Source organism: Candidatus Chryseobacterium colombiense (genome assembly GCA_029203185.1).
Lineage (GTDB): Bacteria > Bacteroidota > Bacteroidia > Flavobacteriales > Weeksellaceae > Chryseobacterium > Chryseobacterium colombiense.
The window spans coordinates 822,227-844,667 of the sequence record CP119310.1 but is presented as its reverse complement, the minus strand read 5'-3'; the positions used below and the strand labels follow the sequence as shown (position 1 = coordinate 844,667).

21 protein-coding genes are annotated in these 22,441 nt (G+C 35.2%); 13 read left to right on the top strand and 8 right to left on the bottom strand.

The genetic code is table 11. The annotated features are described in order from the left end of the window. Window positions 1-4: 4 nt before the first annotated feature. Window positions 5-799: an NUDIX domain-containing protein gene (locus P0Y62_03560; protein WEK70635.1), complete on the top strand. Its 795-nt coding sequence runs from the start codon at window positions 5-7 to the stop codon at window positions 797-799. Window positions 800-909: 110 nt separating this feature from the next. Continuing rightward, entirely contained in the window at window positions 910-2,088 is a 1,179-nt protein-coding gene (locus P0Y62_03555) for an acyl-CoA dehydrogenase family protein (protein ID WEK70634.1), read from the top strand. Window positions 2,089-2,297: 209 nt separating this feature from the next. On the opposite strand, the gene P0Y62_03550 is transcribed toward P0Y62_03555, so the two are convergent. The 5 genes from P0Y62_03550 to P0Y62_03530 form a co-directional block, all read right to left on the bottom strand. After that, window positions 2,298-4,991 (bottom strand): PD-(D/E)XK nuclease family protein, encoded by a 2,694-nt coding sequence (locus P0Y62_03550; protein WEK70633.1) that lies wholly within the window; start codon window positions 4,989-4,991, stop codon window positions 2,298-2,300. Continuing rightward, entirely contained in the window at window positions 4,988-5,527 is a 540-nt protein-coding gene (locus tag P0Y62_03545) for a DUF922 domain-containing protein (protein ID WEK70632.1), read from the bottom strand. Before P0Y62_03545 ends, P0Y62_03550 begins: the two co-directional genes overlap by 4 nt. A gap of 5 nt (window positions 5,528-5,532) precedes the next feature. After that, window positions 5,533-5,940, bottom strand: coding sequence for a hypothetical protein (locus P0Y62_03540; protein ID WEK70631.1), 408 nt, complete (start codon window positions 5,938-5,940; stop codon window positions 5,533-5,535). A 35-nt stretch (window positions 5,941-5,975) separates the two neighbouring features. Further along, window positions 5,976-6,611 (bottom strand): 16S rRNA (guanine(527)-N(7))-methyltransferase RsmG, encoded by a 636-nt coding sequence (gene rsmG / locus P0Y62_03535; GenBank protein ID WEK70630.1) that lies wholly within the window; start codon window positions 6,609-6,611, stop codon window positions 5,976-5,978. A gap of 116 nt (window positions 6,612-6,727) precedes the next feature. Beyond that, entirely contained in the window at window positions 6,728-7,546 is an 819-nt protein-coding gene (locus tag P0Y62_03530) for a GLPGLI family protein (GenBank protein ID WEK70629.1), read from the bottom strand. A 137-nt stretch (window positions 7,547-7,683) separates the two neighbouring features. Between P0Y62_03530 and P0Y62_03525 the strand changes: the two genes are divergently transcribed. The 5 genes from P0Y62_03525 (at window position 7,684) to P0Y62_03505 (ending at window position 13,301) form a co-directional block, all read left to right on the top strand. Then, complete coding sequence (locus P0Y62_03525; GenBank protein WEK70628.1) at window positions 7,684-8,877, top strand: pyridoxal phosphate-dependent aminotransferase; 1,194 nt, start codon at window positions 7,684-7,686, stop codon at window positions 8,875-8,877. A gap of 20 nt (window positions 8,878-8,897) precedes the next feature. Next, window positions 8,898-11,837 (top strand): insulinase family protein, encoded by a 2,940-nt coding sequence (locus tag P0Y62_03520; protein ID WEK70627.1) that lies wholly within the window; start codon window positions 8,898-8,900, stop codon window positions 11,835-11,837. A 148-nt stretch (window positions 11,838-11,985) separates the two neighbouring features. Further along, a complete protein-coding gene (locus tag P0Y62_03515) occupies window positions 11,986-12,618 on the top strand; it encodes a peroxiredoxin (GenBank protein WEK70626.1) in 633 nt (210 codons plus the stop codon). Between the two features lie 126 nt (window positions 12,619-12,744). Then, window positions 12,745-13,050: a thioredoxin family protein gene (locus P0Y62_03510; GenBank protein ID WEK70625.1), complete on the top strand. Its 306-nt coding sequence runs from the start codon at window positions 12,745-12,747 to the stop codon at window positions 13,048-13,050. A gap of 2 nt (window positions 13,051-13,052) precedes the next feature. Beyond that, the gene (locus tag P0Y62_03505; GenBank protein ID WEK70624.1) at window positions 13,053-13,301 is read left to right on the top strand and encodes a hypothetical protein; all 249 of its coding nucleotides are present in this window, start codon (window positions 13,053-13,055) and stop codon (window positions 13,299-13,301) included. 170 nt (window positions 13,302-13,471) lie between these two features. Here P0Y62_03505 and P0Y62_03500 read toward each other — a convergent pair whose 3' ends face one another. The 3 genes from P0Y62_03500 to P0Y62_03490 are packed head-to-tail and all read right to left on the bottom strand — an operon-like array spanning window position 13,472 to window position 15,706. Further along, complete coding sequence (locus tag P0Y62_03500) at window positions 13,472-14,161, bottom strand: Bax inhibitor-1 family protein (GenBank protein WEK70623.1); 690 nt, start codon at window positions 14,159-14,161, stop codon at window positions 13,472-13,474. A 32-nt stretch (window positions 14,162-14,193) separates the two neighbouring features. After that, window positions 14,194-14,640 carry a peptidylprolyl isomerase gene (locus P0Y62_03495; protein ID WEK70622.1) on the bottom strand — a complete coding sequence of 149 codons (447 nt, stop codon included), beginning with the start codon at window positions 14,638-14,640 and terminating at the stop codon, window positions 14,194-14,196. A 37-nt stretch (window positions 14,641-14,677) separates the two neighbouring features. Next, a complete protein-coding gene (locus tag P0Y62_03490; protein ID WEK70621.1) occupies window positions 14,678-15,706 on the bottom strand; it encodes an acyl-CoA reductase in 1,029 nt (342 codons plus the stop codon). Window positions 15,707-15,765: 59 nt separating this feature from the next. Here P0Y62_03490 and P0Y62_03485 point away from each other — a divergent pair, with 59 nt between their 5' ends. The 6 genes from P0Y62_03485 (at window position 15,766) to P0Y62_03460 (ending at window position 22,441) form a co-directional block, all read left to right on the top strand. Next, window positions 15,766-16,116, top strand: coding sequence for a 4Fe-4S dicluster domain-containing protein (locus P0Y62_03485; protein ID WEK70620.1), 351 nt, complete (start codon window positions 15,766-15,768; stop codon window positions 16,114-16,116). 117 nt (window positions 16,117-16,233) lie between these two features. Next, window positions 16,234-17,301: a 3-phosphoserine/phosphohydroxythreonine transaminase gene (gene serC / locus P0Y62_03480; protein WEK70619.1), complete on the top strand. Its 1,068-nt coding sequence runs from the start codon at window positions 16,234-16,236 to the stop codon at window positions 17,299-17,301. A 118-nt stretch (window positions 17,302-17,419) separates the two neighbouring features. Continuing rightward, window positions 17,420-18,379 (top strand): D-2-hydroxyacid dehydrogenase, encoded by a 960-nt coding sequence (locus P0Y62_03475; GenBank protein ID WEK70618.1) that lies wholly within the window; start codon window positions 17,420-17,422, stop codon window positions 18,377-18,379. 8 nt (window positions 18,380-18,387) lie between these two features. After that, window positions 18,388-19,632, top strand: a complete 1,245-nt coding sequence (locus P0Y62_03470; GenBank protein WEK70617.1) for a DUF1015 domain-containing protein — start codon at window positions 18,388-18,390, stop codon at window positions 19,630-19,632. A gap of 54 nt (window positions 19,633-19,686) precedes the next feature. Continuing rightward, window positions 19,687-21,084: a M28 family peptidase gene (locus tag P0Y62_03465; protein ID WEK70616.1), complete on the top strand. Its 1,398-nt coding sequence runs from the start codon at window positions 19,687-19,689 to the stop codon at window positions 21,082-21,084. A 1-nt stretch (window position 21,085) separates the two neighbouring features. Continuing rightward, window positions 21,086-22,441 carry a M20/M25/M40 family metallo-hydrolase gene (locus P0Y62_03460; GenBank protein ID WEK70615.1) on the top strand — a complete coding sequence of 452 codons (1,356 nt, stop codon included), beginning with the start codon at window positions 21,086-21,088 and terminating at the stop codon, window positions 22,439-22,441.

The window sequence follows — 22,441 nt, the reverse complement described above, 5'->3', positions numbered from 1 at the left end:
TACCATGAAAATCAAAGACACAAAAAACAAACAAAACCTTCAGGAACTTATTGATACAAAAGACTTTGTGGCTCATGTATCTGTAGATTGCACCATATTTGGTTTTCATAATAATATCCTGAAAGTATTGCTACTGAAGTATCATGATCTCAATCTGTGGTCACTTCCGGGCGGATTTGTATTTAATGATGAAGATCTGAGAGAAGCTGCAGCACGTGTTTTATATGAAAGAACACATCTTAAAGACATTTTCCTGAAACAGTTTCACACTTTTGGAAGAATTGACCGTACTGAAAATAATGTACATCAGATTTTGCTTCAGAATAAAGGCATCGAAATTCCTAAAGATCACTGGATTTTTCAAAGATTCATTACAGTGGGATATTGCAGTTTGATTGACTTTTCCCTTGCTAATACTTTCCCGGATGCTTTTAACGAAACCTGTGAATGGTTTGAAGTGAATAAACTCCCTCAGATGGCATTTGACCACGACAGGATTATAGAAACGGGTCTTGAATATCTTAGAATGAACATCAATACTGAAGTTGCAGCCAGTAACTTGCTTCCTGAGAAATTTACCATGAAAGACTTGCAGTCTCTCTATGAAACCATTTTAGGGGAAAAATTCAGAAGGAACAATTTTCAGCGTAAAATACTGAGCCTTAACATCCTTGACAGGCTCGAAAAATTGTATGATGGCTCTGCAAACAAAGCTCCTTATCTGTACAAATTCAAAAGTAAGGTTCATAATTCAGCCAATCAGTATCCTATTTCAAATGATAAAGAAGATGATGAGTAATTCAGTAAATTTTGATTCAAATTAGGTCAAAAAAATCAATTATCATAAGGCATTAAAAAAAATTTCTCTGGAATAGTGAAAAGTATTATTTTTAGAAAAATTAAATTACAATGTCATATTATCCTCTTACATCCATTCCTGATTACTATGGAATAGATGCTTTACTTACCGAAGAACACAAACTTATACGCCAATCGATAAGAGAATGGGTAGAGAGTTTTGTAATGCCACAGATTGATCATGCTGCACAAAATCATACAGATATTCCCGGCTTAATGAGAGAATTGGGAAAAGCTGGAGCATTGGGTCCTTATATTCCGGTTGAGTATGGAGGTTCAGGGCTTGATCAGATTTCTTACGGTTTGATTATGCAGGAACTGGAAAGAGGAGATTCTGCTGTACGTTCTGCCGCTTCTGTACAGAGTTCTTTAGTCATGTTCCCGATCAATGAATTCGGTTCTGAAGAACAAAAAAAGAAATACCTTCCCAAACTGGCATCCGGAGAAATGATCGGTTCTTTTGGGTTAACTGAGCCTAATCACGGTTCAGATCCAGGTTCTATGGAAACCTATTTTAAAGATATGGGAGATCATTATCTTTTAAATGGTGCTAAAATGTGGATCACCAACTCTCCGCTTTGCGATATTGCTGTAGTCTGGGCTAAAAATGAAGAAGGGAAAGTTCAGGGATTGATCGTTGAAAGAGGAATGGAAGGTTTCACCACTCCGGAAACGCATAATAAATGGAGTTTGAGAGCTTCAAAAACAGGTGAACTGGTTTTCAATGATGTGAAAGTTCCAAAGGAAAATTTACTTCCGGGAGTCACAGGATTGAAAGGACCTTTATCTTGTCTGAATTCAGCAAGATATGGAATTTCCTGGGGAGTAATCGGAGCTGCAATTGACTGCTATTGTACAGCTGTTCAGTATTCGAAAGAAAGAAAACAATTCGGAAAACCAATCGGATCTTACCAGCTGCAACAGAAAAAGCTGGCTGAATTCTTAACTGAAATTACGAAAGCTCAATTGCTTTGTCTGCAGTTAGGAAACCTTAAAAATGCTCATAAAGCAACTCCTGCTCAGATTTCTATGGCCAAAAGAAACAATGTAAAAATGGCTATTGATATTGCAAGAGAATCTCGTCAGATCCTTGGAGGAATGGGAATTATGGGAGAATTCCCGATGATGAGACACGCTGCAAACCTTGAGTCTGTCATTACTTACGAAGGAACACATGATGTTCACTTGTTGATTACAGGACTAGATATTACAGGAATTAACGCTTTCTAGAACCTAGAGAAATCTATGAAATAAAAAAGCCTTAGAAATTTCTCTAAGGCTTTTTTATTGTTAATTTTATACACGCTGTCATTCCGACAGAGGAGGAATCTCTGCAAAAAGGATAAAGATTCTTCACTCCACTTCTGAACTGCGTTCGTAAACCCTTCGGTTTATATTCAGAATGACAAACAGTTTTTTATAGTGTACCGAAAGAAAGGCTAATTTGAATAGCTTTTAATTTCCTCAACAAAATTAATATTCGGATTCAGAATTTCTTCAATCAAACTTTTTATAGATTTCATTGCATCATCAATATCTCCTTTTTCAAACTGTAAGGAAACGACTCCTTTTTTAGCTTCGGCAAAACTCCAAATCCCGGTTTCTATCGGAAGTCCCCAAAACTCAGGAAGATTCTGTACAACATATTGATAAATACACAGCTGCAATGCCTGTTTCCGGTCGCTGTTATGAAAATATTCACTAGCATTATCCTGATCAATTTTTACGATCAGATTTTTAATTTTGGCTGTTTTATAATCGATAATTCTCAGCGTTCCGTTTAATCGGTCGATACGGTCAATAAATCCGAAAAACGAGATTTTCTCTGATTCATCGAGATAAAAATCTACATTTTCAAACCGTTTTTCAATATCAAGAATTTCAAGTTTATTTCCGTTTTTAACTAAATCAAGATCGTAATTCAGAATGCTTTCAATCACTTTTTTAGCAATAGCTTTGTGAATGAAATTCATTCCTTTTTCATAGAATTCCGGTTGATGTTTTAGCTTATCAATAGCAATTTCAATATATTTATCTATTTGTTTAATTGAATCTTTTAAATCATTTTCTTTTAACACTTTACCTTTTAAAACCTCATATACTTCTTGAAGGGTATAATGCACCAGATTTCCATAATTTTTAACCGATAATTCTTCTTCAATTTCATCATTTTCGGAAGTGTTCAAAATCTTGGAAAGATAGAAATCAACCGGATTATACAGATAACTTGTGAGGTGAGAAGCAGAAACTTTTTCTTTCCATTTTTCAAGCCGTTCCAGAACGATAGGTGTTTTAGTAAATTCAATTGGTTCGGTAATAATCGGTTCAGATGAATTCTCTATGATCAAGTATTCAATCTTATGAGAACTCTCCATTTCGATCTGAGTGATAAACCTGCTCTTTTCTCCTGAATTCACTCCCGAACTTAAGGCATTAAACAATAAATGTACATTCTGAGCATCCTGAATTAAACGATAGAAATGATACGCATAAATACTATCATTCTCTAAAAAGGTATGAAGATCAAAAAACTTTCTGATATCAAACGGAATATAGGTGTTCTGAGAGTTTCCGAGCGGCAGTTTCCCTTCATTGACAGAAAGAAGAATCACATTCTCAAAATTCAATAAACGGGTTTCCAGAAGTCCCATGATCTGAAGTCCTCTTAACGGTTCTCCCTGGAAATCTATACTCTCAGAATTGATGTGCTGATTAATTAAAATCTCCAGTGTTTCCATCGTGATTTCAAAATCATACGGACTCAACTGGTTTTTTATAATCCTAAAAGAATTCTCAAAGTGAGATACGTTTTCGTATTGAATATCATCTATTTCCAGCCATTTTACCTGCTTACAGAAATCAATAAGGGAATCCAGATAAACAGCTGTAGAATCTGCTTTCTGAAGCAAATTGTAATATGACAATTCTCCTAACAGTTCCTGCAATAGTTTTCTTGATATATAAACAATATTCCGCTCTTCTATTTTCGCTTTGAACTGATTAATAATCAATTCGTCTTCGACAGATTTCGGAAGTTCTTCAAGAATGGGAAAAACATCACGGTAGTAGTAAGAAGACTTGTTTTTTTCAAGTTGTTTTTGTAAGTAAAAAAGTTGTTTTACAGCATTGGAAAATGACAGGTTTTTTAAAGGAAATCCCATCGTAATATTCAGATTCTGAACTCCATGCATGACATCCAGGCTTGCAGGAAGCAAATTTTCGTCCAACAGAACGACTGCGGTATTGGAATAGGTTTTATTTTCTATTTCCTTAAAAATTTCAGGCAATACCTTGGTTTGGGTAATATTTCCTGAAACTTCATATACTTTTATATTTTTTGGTTGATTAAAATCATCTTCGATCCAGTTAAAAGCTCTGTGATCATTGAACTCTTTCCATGTTTTATGGTTTCGTAAAAATTTTCCGGCTTCCTGCCTTTCATCATCAAAATAATAATGATCGGCCTGAAAGAAGCATTGCCCTTTGTTCCATTGTAAGAGGCTTCTTACCAGCTTCTCTTCGACAGGAGTAAAGGCATTGAACCCGCAAAACACAAACTTTTCTTTCGTATTTTTAGCAAAAGCATCAATTTCGGCTTTTGCCGTTTCGTGGATCATTCCTGAAGTCGCCCAGTTTTTTTCTTGTAATTTCTGTTTCAAAACCGGGAGGAAAACATTCATATTCTTCCAGAAATTGAGGAATTTTTTTCTAGGAACATCATCATCTTCACCCAGATTCTGTGCCCAGTCTTTAATCCTTTCTTCGTCAAACATATACTGCAAAACAGCCTGATCACCGTCCGAGAACTTTAGGATATCATCCCAGTCCTTCTGTAAAGTCGGAAACCATTTCAAAAAATCCGAAAAATTGTCTCTTGGAATAAGATTAAGACTTTTATAGACATCAAAAGCAAAAAGCCACAGAGAAATCCCCTGAATAAGTTGTTTGTCAGCAATTTGATTGATAAGCTCTTCTACCGTAAAAAAGTTGGGTAAAAAACCTGAATAATTATTTTCCTCTAATATTCTTCTGATAAAAACGATGGGACGTTTTCCAGGCAACACGATATTAAACTCAGAAAGGTCAGAACTCTGAGCTAATAATTCGTGAATGATTTTATTGAGGAACTTCAAGTGGTTTTAAAGTTTTTTAAATTTTCTAATTCTGAAGATATTAATTCGTTGTATTCTGCCTGTTTCTCTTTATTAATACCGTGTTCGGTAACTTTATCGTAGGTAATCTGAAAGTTCTTATAATCGTTTGATACCGTCTGATAAATCCCTTTAAAGTATTTATCGAAATCCAAAGAAGTCCTGATTTTTTCTTTGACTTCTTTTCTTAATTTTCTGGCAAATATTTCCGCAATATCAAAGTGTTTTTGTTCATGTAAAAGCACATAGTCATTGATTCTTTTTGTGTCTTTCCATGATTTGTCTTCGTTAAATATCGTCTCTACATTAAATTCAATCGCTGCTTTCGGATTACTGGATTTCACCACTGAATATTCCCATCCGCAATGGGTATAAGCAACCACGTCAGGATTGCTTTTGCGGTTAACAGTACTTTGAAAATTATCCCATTTTAATTTAATATCTTCTTTCCAGGTTATTTTCTGGCTGAATACCTGAACTGAAAATGAAAAACAAATTAAAACAACAAATTTCAGCATTATATTTATTCAACTACAATTTTTTTCGTAATCCACGTATTTCCTCCGTTCCAGAATTTAAAGGTATAGGTTCCTTTTTGTTGAGGATTGAAATTAATTTGGCTTGCAAGTGTTTTAGTTGATGGTTGACAAGCTCCGTCTGTTTTAAATTTATAGGCTGTAACTGATCTTGTCACATTATCATCATGAATATAATCATAACCATAAAAACCTTCACAGTTAGATTGATATGCAGAATAAGTCTTAATACTCTGAATGGTAAAAACATCCATTGTGTCATTGATAATCTTTACACTATCAATTTTTACTTTTTCTACTCCTTCTACAGTCTGATAATCATTATCATCATTACATGATGTCAAAATTAATCCTAACATCACCACAGAAACACCAATATTTAAAAACTTTTTCATAGCCAGTTTATTAATTTTGATTTAGAAGTATAAATTTATGAATTAAAATTGCCTTTTGAAAGATAGACTACTTTTTTTGTATCAAAAAACTCTCCTTCAAAATAATTTTTAAGACTAAATATCTCACATTTCAGTCCTGCAAGTTCTTCCGCAAGATCACCTCCTTTTAAATAAAGAACACCATTATGCTTTGCGTTGAACTGTTCTTTTTCAAATTTTCCTTTAAGCCATCTCAAGAATTCCGGCATTTGGGTAACCGCTCTGCTTACTACAAAATGAAATTTCTCTTTCAGCTTTTCAGCTCTTCCGTGTATAGCCGTTACGTTTTTCAATCCAACACCTTCTGCAACTGCATTGACAACACTTATTTTTTTTCCGATGGAATCAATCAGTGTAAATTCTGAGTCCGGAAACAATATCGCAAGAGGAATCCCCGGGAAACCACCTCCTGTCCCAATATCCAGTACTTTTGTACCCGGCGCAAATTCCATCACCTTGGCAATCCCTAAAGAGTGTAAAATATGTTTTTCATATAATGATTCCGTATCTTTTCTGGAGATCACGTTGATTTTTTCGTTCCATTCATTATAGAGATCTTCCAGTTTAGAAAACTGTTCAATCTGCGTCTCAGTAAGATCAGGAAAATATTTTAATACTAACGATGTAGACATATCAATTATTATAATCTGCAAAAATAAGTTTTTATTGGCTTTAGTCAAATATTTAAATTTCTTCTGGCCCTATTTCATAAAAAAAGACCATCAACAGACGGCCTTTTCATTTATTTTCATTCTTTTTCAATCGGGTTATTGGCCCTGCGAAGCTTTTTGGCAATTTCATCGTCCGGATTGCCACTTTTCAATTCTTTAAGATCAAATTTCGCTACATACCCATCTTTAAAGTGAATATTCATTGCACCTACATTTTTATCAACACTCATAGCCTCTATATCATCGGCAAGATTGGGTGTGTAGGTCATGATGGTTTTCCTGTAGTCTTTCCAGTTCATTTCCTTGTTGTTTTTCGGAAGAAAGGCAAAAACCGTCTTAATTTTTTTGATCTGTATTAAATTAAAAATATGATTCCCTTCATTGTCTTTGAGACTTACAATAAGTCCCGGAAGTCCTATGAATTTATAAGGCCCGTCATTGATAGGATATTCTTTGCTGAACCAGGCTTCCCAAACTCTTCCTTTATAGTTCGCAGTTGCTTTTTGGCAATTGATATTGTTGATTTTTAAAAACTCCTTTTCAATATTCCATTTTTGAGGCTCATCTTCAATTACCAAGAGATTGGCTGTTTTATATTTATCATAGAATTTTATACTTTTTTGAGCATAGTCCTTTTCTACGATATACCCAAGATTCTGGTCATACTTTTTACCATTGTATAACACTGCAGTATTTTTTGTACTGTTATAAGCCGAATCTCTTTCATATTTCGCAGCATTATAAAAATAAGATCTTTTTCCGTCCGAATCCAGATTCATATAATCCGTTACAAGGGAATCTATTTTACGATCAGGTTTCATTTTATACTCGTACACAAAACGATAGTTCTGAGCTGAGCAGAAAGAAATCATTAATAAAAATAAAATTTTATACATTCAATTGTTTTTTATCGTTTGGTACTTACAAACATCTCCAAATCTAATGATTAAAATTCAAAAAAAATCAATCCTGGCTTATTTCTATTTCCCGAGAGAATTTTATTATATATATTTGTTAAAATTCAAAAAAATTCATGACTAAACTTTCAGATAGAGTAAACAGGTTAGGTTACTCACAGACTTTTGTAATGTCTAACAAGGCCAGAGAAATGAAAGCCAGCGGCATAAATGTAATCAGTTTAACATTAGGAGAACCGGATTTTGATGTTCCCGACAATATAAAGCAGGCTGCATTTGATGCCATTAATGAAAACTACAGCCACTACTCTCCTGTTCCGGGATTTTTAGAACTTCGTGAAGCGATTGCTCACAAACTTAAAAGAGACAATCATATAGAATATAAACCTTCACAGATTTGTGTTTCCAATGGCGCTAAACAGGCTATTTTAAATGTTTTGGCAGCCATTCTTAATGATGGAGATGAAGTCATATTGCCTAATCCGTACTGGGTAAGCTACGATGAAATGGTAAAAATGATGGGTGGAAATTCTGTAATGCTTCCTACTTCATATGTTACGGATTTCAAAATTACAGCCGAACAGTTGGAAGAAGCGATCACAGATAAAACAAAAGCTGTCTTATTCAGTTCGCCTTGTAATCCTTCAGGTGGCTATTACACTTATGACGAGCTGAAATCTTTAGCAAAAGTGATTGCCAAATATCCTCACGTCACTGTAATTTCTGATGAGATCTACGAATTCATCAACTACGAAACCAAAACAACTTCTATCGCACAGTTTCCAGAAGTTTATGAGCAGACAGCCGTAATCAATGGAATGTCTAAGGCTTTCGCGATGACCGGCTGGAGAATCGGTTATTCTGCATGCCCTGAATGGTTGGCTAAAGCTTGTGAAAAAGTACAGGGACAGATGACTAGCGGCGCCAATACAGTAGCTCAAAGAGCTTCAATTACAGCTTTACTGACAGATCCTTCAGAATACAGATATATGATTGACGCTTTCAAAAAAAGAAGAGATCTTGTATATGATTTAATGAAGGAAATTCCAGGATTCAAAGTGTTACTTCCTAAAGCTGCTTTTTATTTCTTCCCGGATATTTCTCATTATATAGGAAAAACGCTGAATGGTACTGAAATCAAGGATTCCGATGATTTTGCTATGTTTATTTTAGAAAACGCTCACGTAGGATGCGTAGGTGGTGTTTCTTTCGGGAGTCCGGAATGTATCCGATTTTCTTATGCAGCTTCTGAGGAAGAGTTGAGAGAGGCCATGAAACGTATTAAAAACTTATTAGACCAATTCAATTAAACCAAATCAAAAAATACAAAATGAACTTTTTTAAAAAAATCAGTATTGTAACCAGTATTGCCGCAGCAAGTTTCGTCGGCTATGCTTACGGACAGGATTTTCAGTGGAAAGAAGCCACATCAAACGGATATACTTATAAATATGTTACCAATGATCCCACTGCAGCCAGATATTATAAATTGAAAAACGGACTTACGGTGATCCTGAGTCCTACCAATAAAGATCCCAGGATACAGACCTATATTGCTACAAAAGCGGGGAGTAAAACAGATCCCGCTGATCATACAGGTCTTGCTCATTATTTAGAGCATATGCTTTTTAAAGGGACGGATAAATTCGGTTCAAAAGACTGGGCAAAAGAAAAGCCGATTCTGGACCAGATCGATGCCCTGTATGAAAAGTATAATTCGACAAAAGATGAAAATAAGAGAAAAGAAATCTATAAAGAAATAGACAGAGTTTCCGGAGAAGCAGCAAAATTTGCCATTGCGAATGAGTATGATAAAATGATGGCCGGAATGGGAGCTGACGGAACCAATGCTTTTACGTCGTTTGAACAAACAGTTTACACAGAAGATGTTCCTTCTAATGTGGTGGATAAATTTCTTGCTGTACAATCAGAAAGATTCAGACAGCCTGTTCTGAGACTTTTCCATACTGAACTGGAAGCAGTATATGAAGAGAAAAACAGATCTTTAGACGATGACGGAGATAAAGTATACGATATGATGTTTGCCAGTCTTTTCCCAAATAACAATTACGGAAAGCAGACTACCATAGGAACCATAGAACATCTTAAAAACCCTTCTCTTAAAGCAATCCGTGAATATTTCAACACGTATTATGTTCCCAACAACATGGGAATCATTATGTCCGGAGATTTCAACCCGGATGAAGTGATCGCTAAAATCGATAAAGCTTTCTCTTATATGAAGACTAAATCGATTCCTGAATATAAAATCGGACAGGAAAAACCAATCACCTCTCCTATTGTAAAGGAAGTTGTAGGACCTAATCCTGAAAACGTAATGCTTGGTTTCAGATTTCCGGGAGCAACTACTAAAGATGCAAGACTTCTTAATTTGGTAGGTAACATGCTTACTAACGGACAAGCGGGTTTAATTGATTTAGATCTTGTAAAAAAACAAAAATTATTAGCAGCTTATGCCTTTCCGTATGTATTGAAAGACTATTCTGTTCTTTTATTACAGGGAAGACCTACAGAAGGTCAATCTTTGGATGAAGTGAGAAGTCTTTTGCTTCAGGAGATCGATAAATTAAGAAAAGGGGAATTCTCAGACGATCTTATTGAATCCATCGTGAATAACGAGAAGAAAAATATCATTCAGAAGGATGAAAAATATTCTTCCCGAGCCAGTATTCTAATGGATGAATTCACTTCCGATATCGACCATAAAGTTTCTCTGGAATATGTAGACGAAATCTCCAAGCTTACTAAAAAAGATATTATGGATTTTGCTGCAAAATATTTGCAGGCCAACAATTATGTTGCGATCTATAAAAGAAAAGGAGAAGACAAAAGTATTGTAAAAGTTGATAAGCCAACTATCACTCCTGTTTCTGTCAACAGAGAAGACCAGTCCCCATTCCTTAAAAAAATCGATGAAATGCATGAGAATGCAATTTCTCCGGTATGGCTGAATTATGATAAAGATATCACTAAAAATAAATTAGGAAATATTGATGTATTGTCTGTTAAAAATACAGATAATGCTTTATTCAGATTATACTACCACTTTGATTCAGGAAAATGGAATAATAAAATCCTTCCGCTGGCTGCAGAATATCTTCAGTATTTGGGTACTAAAAACAAATCTTCTGAAACCATTAGCAAAGAGTTTTACAAATTGGCTTCAAGCTTTAATGTAAGTGCGGGTAATGAAGAGACCTATGTTACACTGGAAGGACTTAATGAAAATTTTGATAAAACAGCTTCTCTTTTTGAGGATCTTATTAAAAATTGTCAGGCCGATCAGGTTGCTTTAGATGCGTACAAAACAAGACTGAAAAAAGCCAGAGCCAATGCAAAGCAAAACAAAGGTACCATCATGGCTGGATTGAGAAACTACGCACAGTATGGAGCTCAAAATCCATTTAATAATGTACTAAGTGATGCTGAATTAGATGCCTTAAAAGCTGAAGATCTTATTAACGTTCTTCATGATTTATTTAATTATAAGCATAAAGTATTGTACTACGGTCCGAAATCAGGGAGTGATCTTTTAGCCTCTTTAAAGCCTATTCATACTCTTCCTAAGGATCTTAAGGAACTCGCAAAAACAAAAACATTTGTACAGGTTCCTACAGATAAGAACAAAGTTTTGTTTGCCCATTATGATATGGTACAATCTGAAATTTTCTGGGTAAGAAATGCAGATCAGTACAGTGCTGCTGAAACTCCAACGGTTAATTTATTCAATAATTACTTTGGTGGCGGAATGGGATCTATTGTTTTCCAAACGATTAGAGAATCTAAAGCGCTCGCTTATTCTACTTATTCTTATTTTGCTTCGCCAAGTAAAAAAGAAGATAAAAATATGGTTTTGGCCTATGTAGGAACTCAGGCTGATAAATTCAATGAATCCACCACTGCCATGAATGAGCTTCTAACGACACTTCCAAAATCTGAACAGCTATTTGAAACAGCCAAAAGCGGATTAAGAAAATCGATTGCTTCTGAAAGAATTACCCAGGACGGAATCATTTTCTCTTACCTCAGAGCTCAAAAGCTTGGAAACAATATTGACGTGAGAAAAAATGTGTACGAGCAAGCTCCAAAACTTTCTTTTACAGATATCAACAGTTTCCATGACAATGAAATGAAAGGTAAAAACTATACCTATTGTATTGTGGCCTCTCAGGACAAAGTAAACGAAGCTGATATGAAGAAGCTGGGTGAAGTAAAAAAACTAAGTTTAACCGAAATATTCGGTTACTAAATATGAATGAAAGCTCTGAAATCAGGGCTTTTTTCTTTATAATCAATCAAAAACAATTATAGATTTTATTTATCGAAATCAATTTGTTCGATAGATGAAATATTGATATATTTGCAACAGAAAATTTAAATATAAAAACGAGAAAATTATGTCTTTAGTAGGAAAAAAATTCCCGAATGTAACAGTAGATGCAATGTCTGAAATGGGTGATGATCTTAAAATCAACGTATTCCAGGAAGCTACGGAAAACCAACAAAAAGTTCTTTTGTTCTGGTACCCGAAAGATTTTACTTTCGTTTGCCCGACTGAGCTTCATGCTTTCCAAGAAGCTTTAGGAGAGTTCGAAAAAAGAAACACTAAAGTAATCGGTGCTTCTTGTGACACCAACGAAGTACACTTCGCTTGGCTTAACGTTTCAAAAGACAACGGAGGTATTGAAGGAGTTACTTATCCGCTTTTGGCTGATACTCACAGACAACTGGCAAACATTTTAGGAATTGTAGATCAGGATTTCGAATACAATGAAGAAGGTGAAGAAGTTTTCACTGGTTCTAACGTTACATACAGAGCAACGTATCTTATCGACGAAACTGGAAAAATTTTCCACGAGTCTGTAAATGATATGCCTCTGGGAAGAAACGTAAAAGAATATTTAAGATTAATCGATGCTTATACTCACGTTCAGAAGCATGGTGAAGTTTGCCCTGCAAACTGGGAAGAAGGAAAAGAAGCGATGAAAGCTGACAGAACTTCTACTGCTGAGTATTTGGCTAAGAACTAATACAATGTGTTAATTTGAAAATGAGATAATTTGAAGATTAATCGCATTGATTACTTAAAAATTATCTCATTTTCTATTTATTAGCATTTTCAAATTATCCAATTTCTAAATTTTCAAATTAAAATTATGTATACAGAATTAACAGAAGATACGCTACAGAATATTGTAAACGATAACGAAAAGGTTGTTGTACAGTACGGAGCTACATGGTGCGGAAACTGCAGAATTATGAAGCCGAAATTCAAAAAACTTGCTTCTGAAAACGACAGCATCCCTTTCCTTTATGTAGACGCTGAAAAATTACCCGAAAGCCGAAAACTGGCTAAAGTTGATAACCTACCCACTTTCGCTATTTTCAGAAACGGTGAATTGGTCAACCAGGTACAGTCTAATCAGGCAGAAAGTTTAATTAACTTATTTAACGAATTGTAATTATGAAGTTACCCGTAATCAGACAGTTTTATCAGAATCAGACTCCTGAAAACCTAGAAAAAACATTAGAAGTTCTGGAAAGTTTCTGCGAGTTCAGAGGAACAAGCGAAGAGGATTTAAACGTTGCAGGAGAATTAATTACAAATATCTGCGGAGCTTTGGAAGTCCACGCCAACGTACAGAACGGTATGAGTGAAAAGGACGCTTTAAACTCGTTTGCTCAAAAGGTTTTAGGATCTATTGACAAGTAAACCAGATTGAAAGATTTAGACATTTCAATCATTAAAAGACACAAACTTCGCGCGGAGTTTCCCTATATTTTTTCAATAAAAAATCCCGATGAAAAGACATCAGGATTTTTTGGGTTTATAAAAATGAATTATAAAGTTAGTAACTTATAATTCATAACTCATCACTTCAACTAGCTTCTTCTGCTCATCAAAATTCTAAGAATATACCAGAACAACAACATAATAGATGCAAAAAGCTGTAAAGAAGCTCCTACATACTGATTGGTTGTGTATACATTTTTCAGTTTACTTGTTTCATACAAAATACTTGCAGAAGCCAAAACTACCATTCCTACAGAAAACCAAAGCCCTAAATTGAATCCGAAAATTGCTCCGGCAACAATTAATCCCAATGAAAGGAAACCTCCGATAATAATGATGTTTCTTAAAAAAGAAAAATCTTTTTTAGAAGTAAAAGCTACCAAAGATAATCCTGCAAACATCGCAATAGTAAGCATTGCCGCCTGAAAAATGACGGTTCCTCCTCCTGAATAACCTACTGCCATATAAAGCAGAGGAAGAAAAATTACAGCTTCCAGTACAATATAAAATCCTAATCCTAAATATTGGGTTGATCTGCTTTGGGATAAAGACCACTTATTAGCCAAAATAGAAGCCAGCCAAAAAACACCGATAATTAATAACCAAGTGTATTTCTGCCCGAACATCATGGCAATAAGTTCAACAGGAACTACATTTAATAATACCGTTTCCACCCCAATAAATGCAAGAATGGATAAAGCAACGTGCAGGTAAGTTTTTTTGTAAAAATTCGCTTTTTCTATCTCTGAAGAATGAGCGACTAATGCATCTGTCATCATAGTTAATGTTTTATTTAATTTAAATATTCAATCTATTTCTTAAAAGGTTTTACCCCAAGAATCTTTCCGCTTTCTTCAAACACTACGGTTACCAATTCCGTCGGAACTTGTGATTTGTCATCTGAATACCTGTACTGAATCATCGGATAAGAACTTCCGTCAATCATAGGTTTATATCCCGATTTGAATATTTCAAGCTTTTTATTGAAATGAATATCCGTTGAAAGCTTTTGATATACTTTATCAGTTACAAATTCTTTAGCTTTCGCAGACAACAGTTCATCAGACACTTTGCGGTCAGATGATTTTAAAGCAGCCAGAAATTTAAAAAAATTATTATTATAAGAAGTAATTTGATTCTTACTTAATTCTATAAGCTTTTCTTTTTGCCCGGTATTTTCAATCTTCAGGCTGGTCACTTTTTGTGCAAACCCAAGCTGAATACAGAAAACAGCCAATACAAGAACTATTTTTTTCATATAATTTTGTTGATTCAAGTGATGAAGATACAAAGAATTAAATAACTTCTAAAAATTTCATTGTATCCACATTATCAGCATAAGTGTTCAGTCCCGGGTTTTGAGCCTCTCCAAACAGAACGGAATCCAATCCTAATTCATCTTTTGCCACAATACATTGAATATTTTCTTCATTTTCTGCAATGAAATTTTTCACATCTTCCAAAGAAGAATATCTGCTGAAATTAATCACAGAAAGCGAACTGAACAATTTATCATCCTCTTTCAGCATCACAAAATTATTATCCCAGAATTTATCCTGATTTAATAGGTAAACAGCTCTGTTGTAATCATAATTATTGGCATATTTATTATGATTGATAATATCCTGAAACCCTAAGAAGCTTTCAAACAGTCGGTCGATCACAAAATCCTGTGGAATGAATAATCGAGTCACATTTCTGCATCCTAATCCGAAATACTGGAAAATATCTTTAGCCAATAACTGTAATTCCTCATCTGTTTCATCACCTTTCAATACCGCTACAGATGTTCTGTTTTTTCGGATGATATTCAATCGGTCTTTAAAGTAATACTCAAGATATCTTGCCGTATTATTGCTTCCTGTAGCAATTACAGCATCGAAATTTTCCAGTTTCTCAACAAATTCGAACTGAACATTTCCTTCCGAAAATTCATTCCACTTATGTAATAAAAACGGAATCATATATCTGTCTTTTGATGATAATTTGATCACAGGAATATGGTTGCTCAATACTACGGAAATCACATCGTGAAATCCAACCAAAGGAATATTTCCTGCAAGAATCAGTCCTACTCTTTTTGAGGTTTTGGAGGCTGTATATTCTTTAAGCCAGTTTTTGATGTTTTCTTCAGTCAATATATCCGCCCATTGCTGCAAAGCGAATTTGTGGTTTTCAATCGTAAACCAAGGGTTTTCAATTTCGGATTTCTTTAACAATAATTCAAAATCAGAATCATTATAATCTTCTGATTTCTTTGATAAAAACTCTTTTAGATATCCACTAAGCTTAATAAGTCCTAAAACTTGATTTTCAATATTCATAATTACGTTTAAATTGGGGAATATTTTGTAATTTTGTGCAAATTTAAAAAAAATTAGCGATGGCTATTAAAATAACTGATGAATGCATTAATTGCGGTGCCTGTGAACCAGAATGTCCAAACAATGCAATTTATGAAGGAGCAGTAGACTGGAAAGCTTCCGAAGGTACCGAATTGAAAGGTACCGTTACATTACCATCAGGTCTTACCGTAGATGCAGATGCACCACAAGAGCCTGTAAGTGATGATGTTTATTTCATTGTAACCGATAAATGTACAGAGTGTAAGGGCTTCCACGAAGAGCCACAGTGTGCAGCGGTTTGCCCTGTAGATTGCTGTGTTCCGGATGAGGATCATGTAGAATCTGAAGAAGCATTGCTTAATAAAAAAGCATTCTTACACGGTGAATAACATACACCGTCTCATACATCATGAGACGGTTTTTTTTACCAAATATCTCAAATATCCAAAGTAAAACTAAAAGTACAACTGTAAACACAAACGTTTACAAAATCAAAAAATAAAAATATGAGCAAAAAGCACAACTTTAGCGCAGGACCATGTATCTTACCTCAGGAAGTTTTCGAAAAATCGGCACAGGCGATTTTAGATTTCAATGGAATCGGATTATCACTTCTTGAAATTTCGCACAGAAGCAAAGACTTCGTTGCTGTAATGGATGAAGCGCGTGCCATCGTAAAAAGGCTGATGAATTTGGGAGATGATTACGAAGTTTTATATTTAGGAGGCGGTGCAAGTCTGCAATTTGCTATGGTTCCTTATAATTTGATGAAAGTTGGCGGAAAAGCGGCTTATCTGGATACCGGAACATGGGCTGCAGGAGCTATTAAAGAAGCTAAAAAAGTAGGAACAGTAGACGTTGTAGGTTCTTCAAAAGAAGAGAACTACTCTTTTATTCCGAAAAATTATACGGTAGGTTCAGAATACGATTATTTTCACTGTACTTCAAACAATACCATCTATGGAACTCAGATGAAATCTTTCCCTGAAGTAGATACTTTGATGGTTTGTGACATGAGTTCAGATATTTTCTCAAGACAATTGGATTTCTCTAAATTTGATCTGATCTATGCCGGAGCTCAAAAAAATATGGGACCTGCAGGAGTAACTTTAGTTGTGATTAAAAAAGAAATTTTAGGGAAGACAGGAAGAGAAAATATGTTCTCAATTCTTGATTATTCTCAGCATATCGCCAAAGAATCGATGTATAATACTCCGCCGGTATTCCCTGTGTATGCTTCTTTGCTTACCTTACAACACCTGGAAAACAACGGAGGAATTGCTGCTGCTGAAGCGAGAAATGAAGCAAAAGCAAAACTTTTATATGATGAAATCGACAACAATCCTTTATTTGAAACGTTCTGTGTAAAAGAAGACCGTTCATTGATGAATGTTTCTTTTAAAATTACAGATGAGAGTAAAAAAGAGGAATTTGATGCTGCATGGAAAGCTGCTGGAATCAGCGGATTGAACGGTCATAGAAGTTTAGGAGGATACAGAGCTAGTTTATACAATGCTCTACCTATTGAAAGTGTACAAGTTCTGGTAGATGTGATGAGATCTGTAAATAATTAAAATACTAAAAATCAATTATTTAAATACCAATTGATGTTATTTTAAATTTTCTTAATTTGCGCAACTATTTAAATTTTTAATAATTCACCTTTTGAATATTTAAATTAAAATAAAAACCATGAAAGTTTTAGCTAACGACGGTATTTCGAAAGCAGGAGAACAGGCATTGAAAGATGCAGGAATTGAAGTATTGGACAACAGGGTTGCTCAGGACCATGTGATCAATTTCATCAACGAAAACAATGTAGACGTTCTTTTGGTAAGAAGTGCTACGAAAGTCAGGCAGGATCTTATCGACGCGTGTCCGAATCTGAAGATTATCGGAAGAGGCGGCATAGGAATGGATAATATTGATGTGGAATATGCTATTGAAAAAGGAAAATATATCATCAATACACCAACTGCATCTTCAAAATCAGTTGCAGAATTGGTTTTCGGGCATTTCTTTTCTCTGGCAAGATTTCTTCATGAATCCAACAGATTAATGCCATTGGAAGGAGATACTCATTTCAATGTGATGAAAAAGTCTTTCAGCAATGCTCATGAGCTTTCGGGGAAAACTCTGGGAGTTATAGGTTTTGGAAGTATTGGTCAGGAAGTAGTAAAAATAGGAATTTCTTTAGGAATGAAAGTTAAGGTATTAACAAGAAAATCCAGAACAGAAATCCTTACGTTAAATTTCTTCGACGGACAATCGGTGAAATTTGAAATCACTTCTACCAATGATATGGATGCTTTCTTAAAGGAAGCAGATTTCATAAGCATCAATACACCACAAACGAACGAATATATTATAGACGCTCCGCAGTTGGAAAAAATGAAAGACGGCGTTTATATTGTAAATACAGCAAGAGGCGGTGTTATCAATGAAGTGGCTTTGATTGATTTCATTGAATCCAACAAAGTAGCAGGAGCGGCTTTGGACGTCTTCGAAAACGAGCCCAATCCTGAATTACCGCTATTGATGAATCCTGCTTTATCACTCTCCCCTCACGTAGGAGGAAATACAGTAGATGCTCAAGAGAAAATAGGGCTGGAACTTGCAGAACAGATTATTAAGATAAAAAACGAACTATAAAAGAGAATATGCCTGTTTTTAAACCATTTCGTGGAATAAGACCTCATAAAGATTATGAAGCTACTTTTCCTACTCATCCTTTAGACAATTTTACCCAATCTGAAATTGCTGAAAAAGCACAGGTTGAAAATACTTATATCAATATGATAAAGCCATATGTTGTAAGTAAATCCAAAGATGTCGACAGGAACTTAAGGAAAATAAGAACTACTTTTGAAGAGCTTCTTAACGAGAAAGTCCTTGTACAGGATAGCTCGGCTTACTATCTTTATGAGCAAATATATCCGAATAAACAGGTATTCAGAGGACTTTTAGGTCTGAGTAGTATTGAAGATTTCTGGAGCGGAAAAATCAAAAGACACGAAAGTACAATTCCACAGAAAAAAGAAAAACTGGCTCATTATCTTGAAAAAGTAAACTTACAGGCAGAGCCGGTATTGTTGACCTATCCTTCCAATTCAAAAATAGAATTATTGATGAATCACGAAGAGAAAAATGTTCCTATCTTCAACCATGTAGACAGTATTGGAATCCGTCATAAAATCTGGAGAATTGATAACCGTTTAAAATTACAGCAATTTAAAGAAGTTATTGATCAGATCGATTCTTTTTACATTGCAGACGGACACCACAGAATAGGATCTACCGCACTAAATGCAAAACGCCTAAAGGATAAAAATAAGAAACATAACGGGACTGAACCTTATAATTTTGTATACAGTTTCATTGTTTCCAACCAATCCATAAAGATTCACGATTATAATAGAATTATCAGTGATCTGAATGGCTTGAGTTCTGAAGAATTTCTGTCAAAACTTGAAAAATATTTTTTAATTCACGAAAAAGAAGAGACTCCATACTACCCTTCTCAGAAGTTTCATATCTCTATGTATCTGGATGGAAAATTCTACTCTCTGCATGTAAAGCATGATCTTCGTTCCCAGGAAATGTCTCTGGATAACCTGGATCATCATCTTTTGGATAAATATATTATTAAAGATATCCTTCATATAGAAGATTCTGACAGCTCAGATAAAATTTCATATATCAAAGGAACATCCAATCTTGAAGGAATCAAATTACTGAAAGAAAGTATTGACAATGGAGAAGGAAAAGTCGGATTCGGAATCTATCCGGTAAGCTTTAATGACATGATCAAAATTTCAGATCTTAAGTTGAGCATGCCGCCAAAATGTACCTTTATAGAACCCAAATTGGTAACAGCTTTATTAATGTATGACATGAAGCCTTAATTCATAAATTTTTATTTATTTTTATACTTTGAAAAGAAATAGGTCAGTATAAAAATGAAGAAATCATTACTTATCATATTTCCACTCTTTTTGAGTGGATTTTTATTTTCTCAGAAGAAGCTGGTCAAAAAAACAGCTTCTCCGGCTAAATATAACTATCATACTGAATTCAAAAGAATCTCAGACGAGGTTATGATCAATGGAACTGCCTATGACAATCTTGGTGAACTTACTAAAGGAATTGGTCCTCGTTTCAGTGCGACGTCTGGATATACAAAAGCTGTAGACTGGGCTGAAAAACAGTTTAAGGAAATCGGAGTTGAAACCATCTGGAAACAGGAAGCAAAAGCTCCCATATGGATAAGAGGAAGAGAATCTCTGCAAATAAAAGCATCAAATGGAGAGTGGAAAAGCATTAAGATGCTTTCTTTCGGAAATTCTGAGGGAACAGGCGGAAAAGATCTCACCGGAGATATTGTTTTAATCAATACAACCGGCCAACTTAATTCTTTATCTATAGGACAGTTAAAGGATAAAATTGTTTTTGTTAACCTCCCTTTGGATCCAACCATTGTTAATACCAGCGATTCTTATTTAATTACGGCAAAATCAAAATTGATTTCGGCTTCTGTGATTGCAAAAACGGGAGCAAAAGCCTTAATCATAAGATCATTGACTACAGCTTATAACGATATTCCCCATGCTAAAATGGTTTACTACGAACCAGATGATAAAATCAGAATTCCGGCGATGTCCATCGGCACAAAAACCGCGGATGAGCTTGAACAACTGTTGAAAAAGGAAAAAGTTACAGCAAAGATCAATATGACTGCGGAATCGAAAGGCGAAACTGTTAATCCGAATGTTATTGCAGAAATTCCCGGTAAAAAAGATTCTAAAATTATTCTTTTAGGCGCTCAGCTGGATTCGTGGGATTTTGGAGAAGGTGCTATTGATGACGGTACCGGTGTCGTACAATGTATTGAAGTTTTAAGGACATTGAAAGCTCTTGGCTACGAAAATAACCACACGATAAGAGTTGTTTTATACGCGAACAGTGAAAATGGCGGACAAGGAAGGGAAATGTATGCTTCTTACGTAAAAAAGAAAGAGGAGAAACACATCTTCGCTTTAGGAACCGATGCAGGTGGATATTCTCCCAGAGGGTTCTCATTGGATATGTCACCGCAAAGAAGAAGACAGATCTTTGAGTGGAAAAATTATTTCCTTCCTTATGGAGTATATGACTTTGACCAGACGGATGCTATTCAGGATATTTCTCCCCTGAAAAAGCTGGATGTTCCCCTTGCTGAACTTATTGTAGATACGCAAAGATATTTCGACTATCACCACTCTGTTCAGGATACTTATGATAAAGTAAATAAAAGGGAGCTTCTTTTAGGCTCAATAGTAATGACACAAATGGTACTTATGATCGATCAAAATTGGTAAAATGAAAAAAATTATAACAACAACTGCTCTCTTGCTAAACTTATGCTTAATTGCACAAAGCAAAGAAGACTCAATACAATTCAGCAAGATTTCAACCGAAATTTTAAATAACGGAAAAGCTTATAACGAGCTTAGAAATTTAACCAAAAATATAGGACACCGTCTGAGTGGTTCTGCCGCTTATGAAAAGGCTGTTCAATGGGCAGCGCAACAACTCAGAGACTCAGGAGCTGATAAGGTTTGGTTACAGGAAGTTATGATTCCTGTTTGGGAAAGAGGAAAAGAATCTTTGCAGATCAAAACCGATGCAGGCAAATGGAAAAGCTTAAAAATGCTTTCTTTAGGAAATTCTGAAGGAACGGGCGGAAAAGACATATCCGGAGAAATTATCATGGTAAAATCTATGGATGAGTATGAAAAATTATCCCCGGAAAAGGTAAAAGATAAAATTGTTTTCTTCAACTATCCATTTAGTCAGTCTTATATCGAAACGTTCAAAGGATATAGTGACGCATCAAAATACAGAACAACAGCGGCTTCATTAACCGCGAAAAAAGGTGGAAAATTTGCCATTATCAGATCACTTTCTTCGGCTTTTGATAATGTTCCGCATACCGGAGCAATGCGTTATCAGGACGATAAAAAAATTCCTGCAGTTGCCATTGGAAATACTACAGCTGATGAACTTGAAAATCTTTTAAAATCTCAAAAGGTTACCGCAAAACTAAACTCTAACTGCGGAATGAAAGGCGAAAAGCTCTCCCACTCCGTTATTGGAGAAATTACCGGTAAAAAAGACAAAAGTGTCATCGTTGTCGGCGGACACCTTGATTCCTGGGACGTCGGAGAAGGCGCCCATGATGACGGAACCGGAATCGTTCAGAGTATTGAAGTGTTGAGAACATTCAAAAAGCTGGGAATTCCAAATAATCATACGATACGGGTGGTTTGTTTCGCTAATGAAGAGAATGGCGTAAAGGGAGGAATACAATATGGAAAAGCAGCCAAAGAAAACAATGAAAAACATCTGTTTGCCATAGAATCGGATGCTGGAGGATTTACTCCGAGAGGGATTGCCCTGGAAATGGATGAAACAAAAAGAAAGCTGATCCAAAGCTGGAAAACCCTGTTTCTGCCTTACGGAGCCTATGATTTTGAAAATAAATATTCAGGAACAGATATTTATCCTCTTAAGGACATGGGAGTCCCTGCCGCAGAACTTGTCCCGGATTCTCAAAGGTATTTTGACATTCATCATACCGAAGAAGATACTTTTGAAAAAGTCAACAGAAGAGAGCTGCTTCTTGGTGCAACGGTAATGACACAGCTTATTTATATGATTGATAAGAACTGGTAA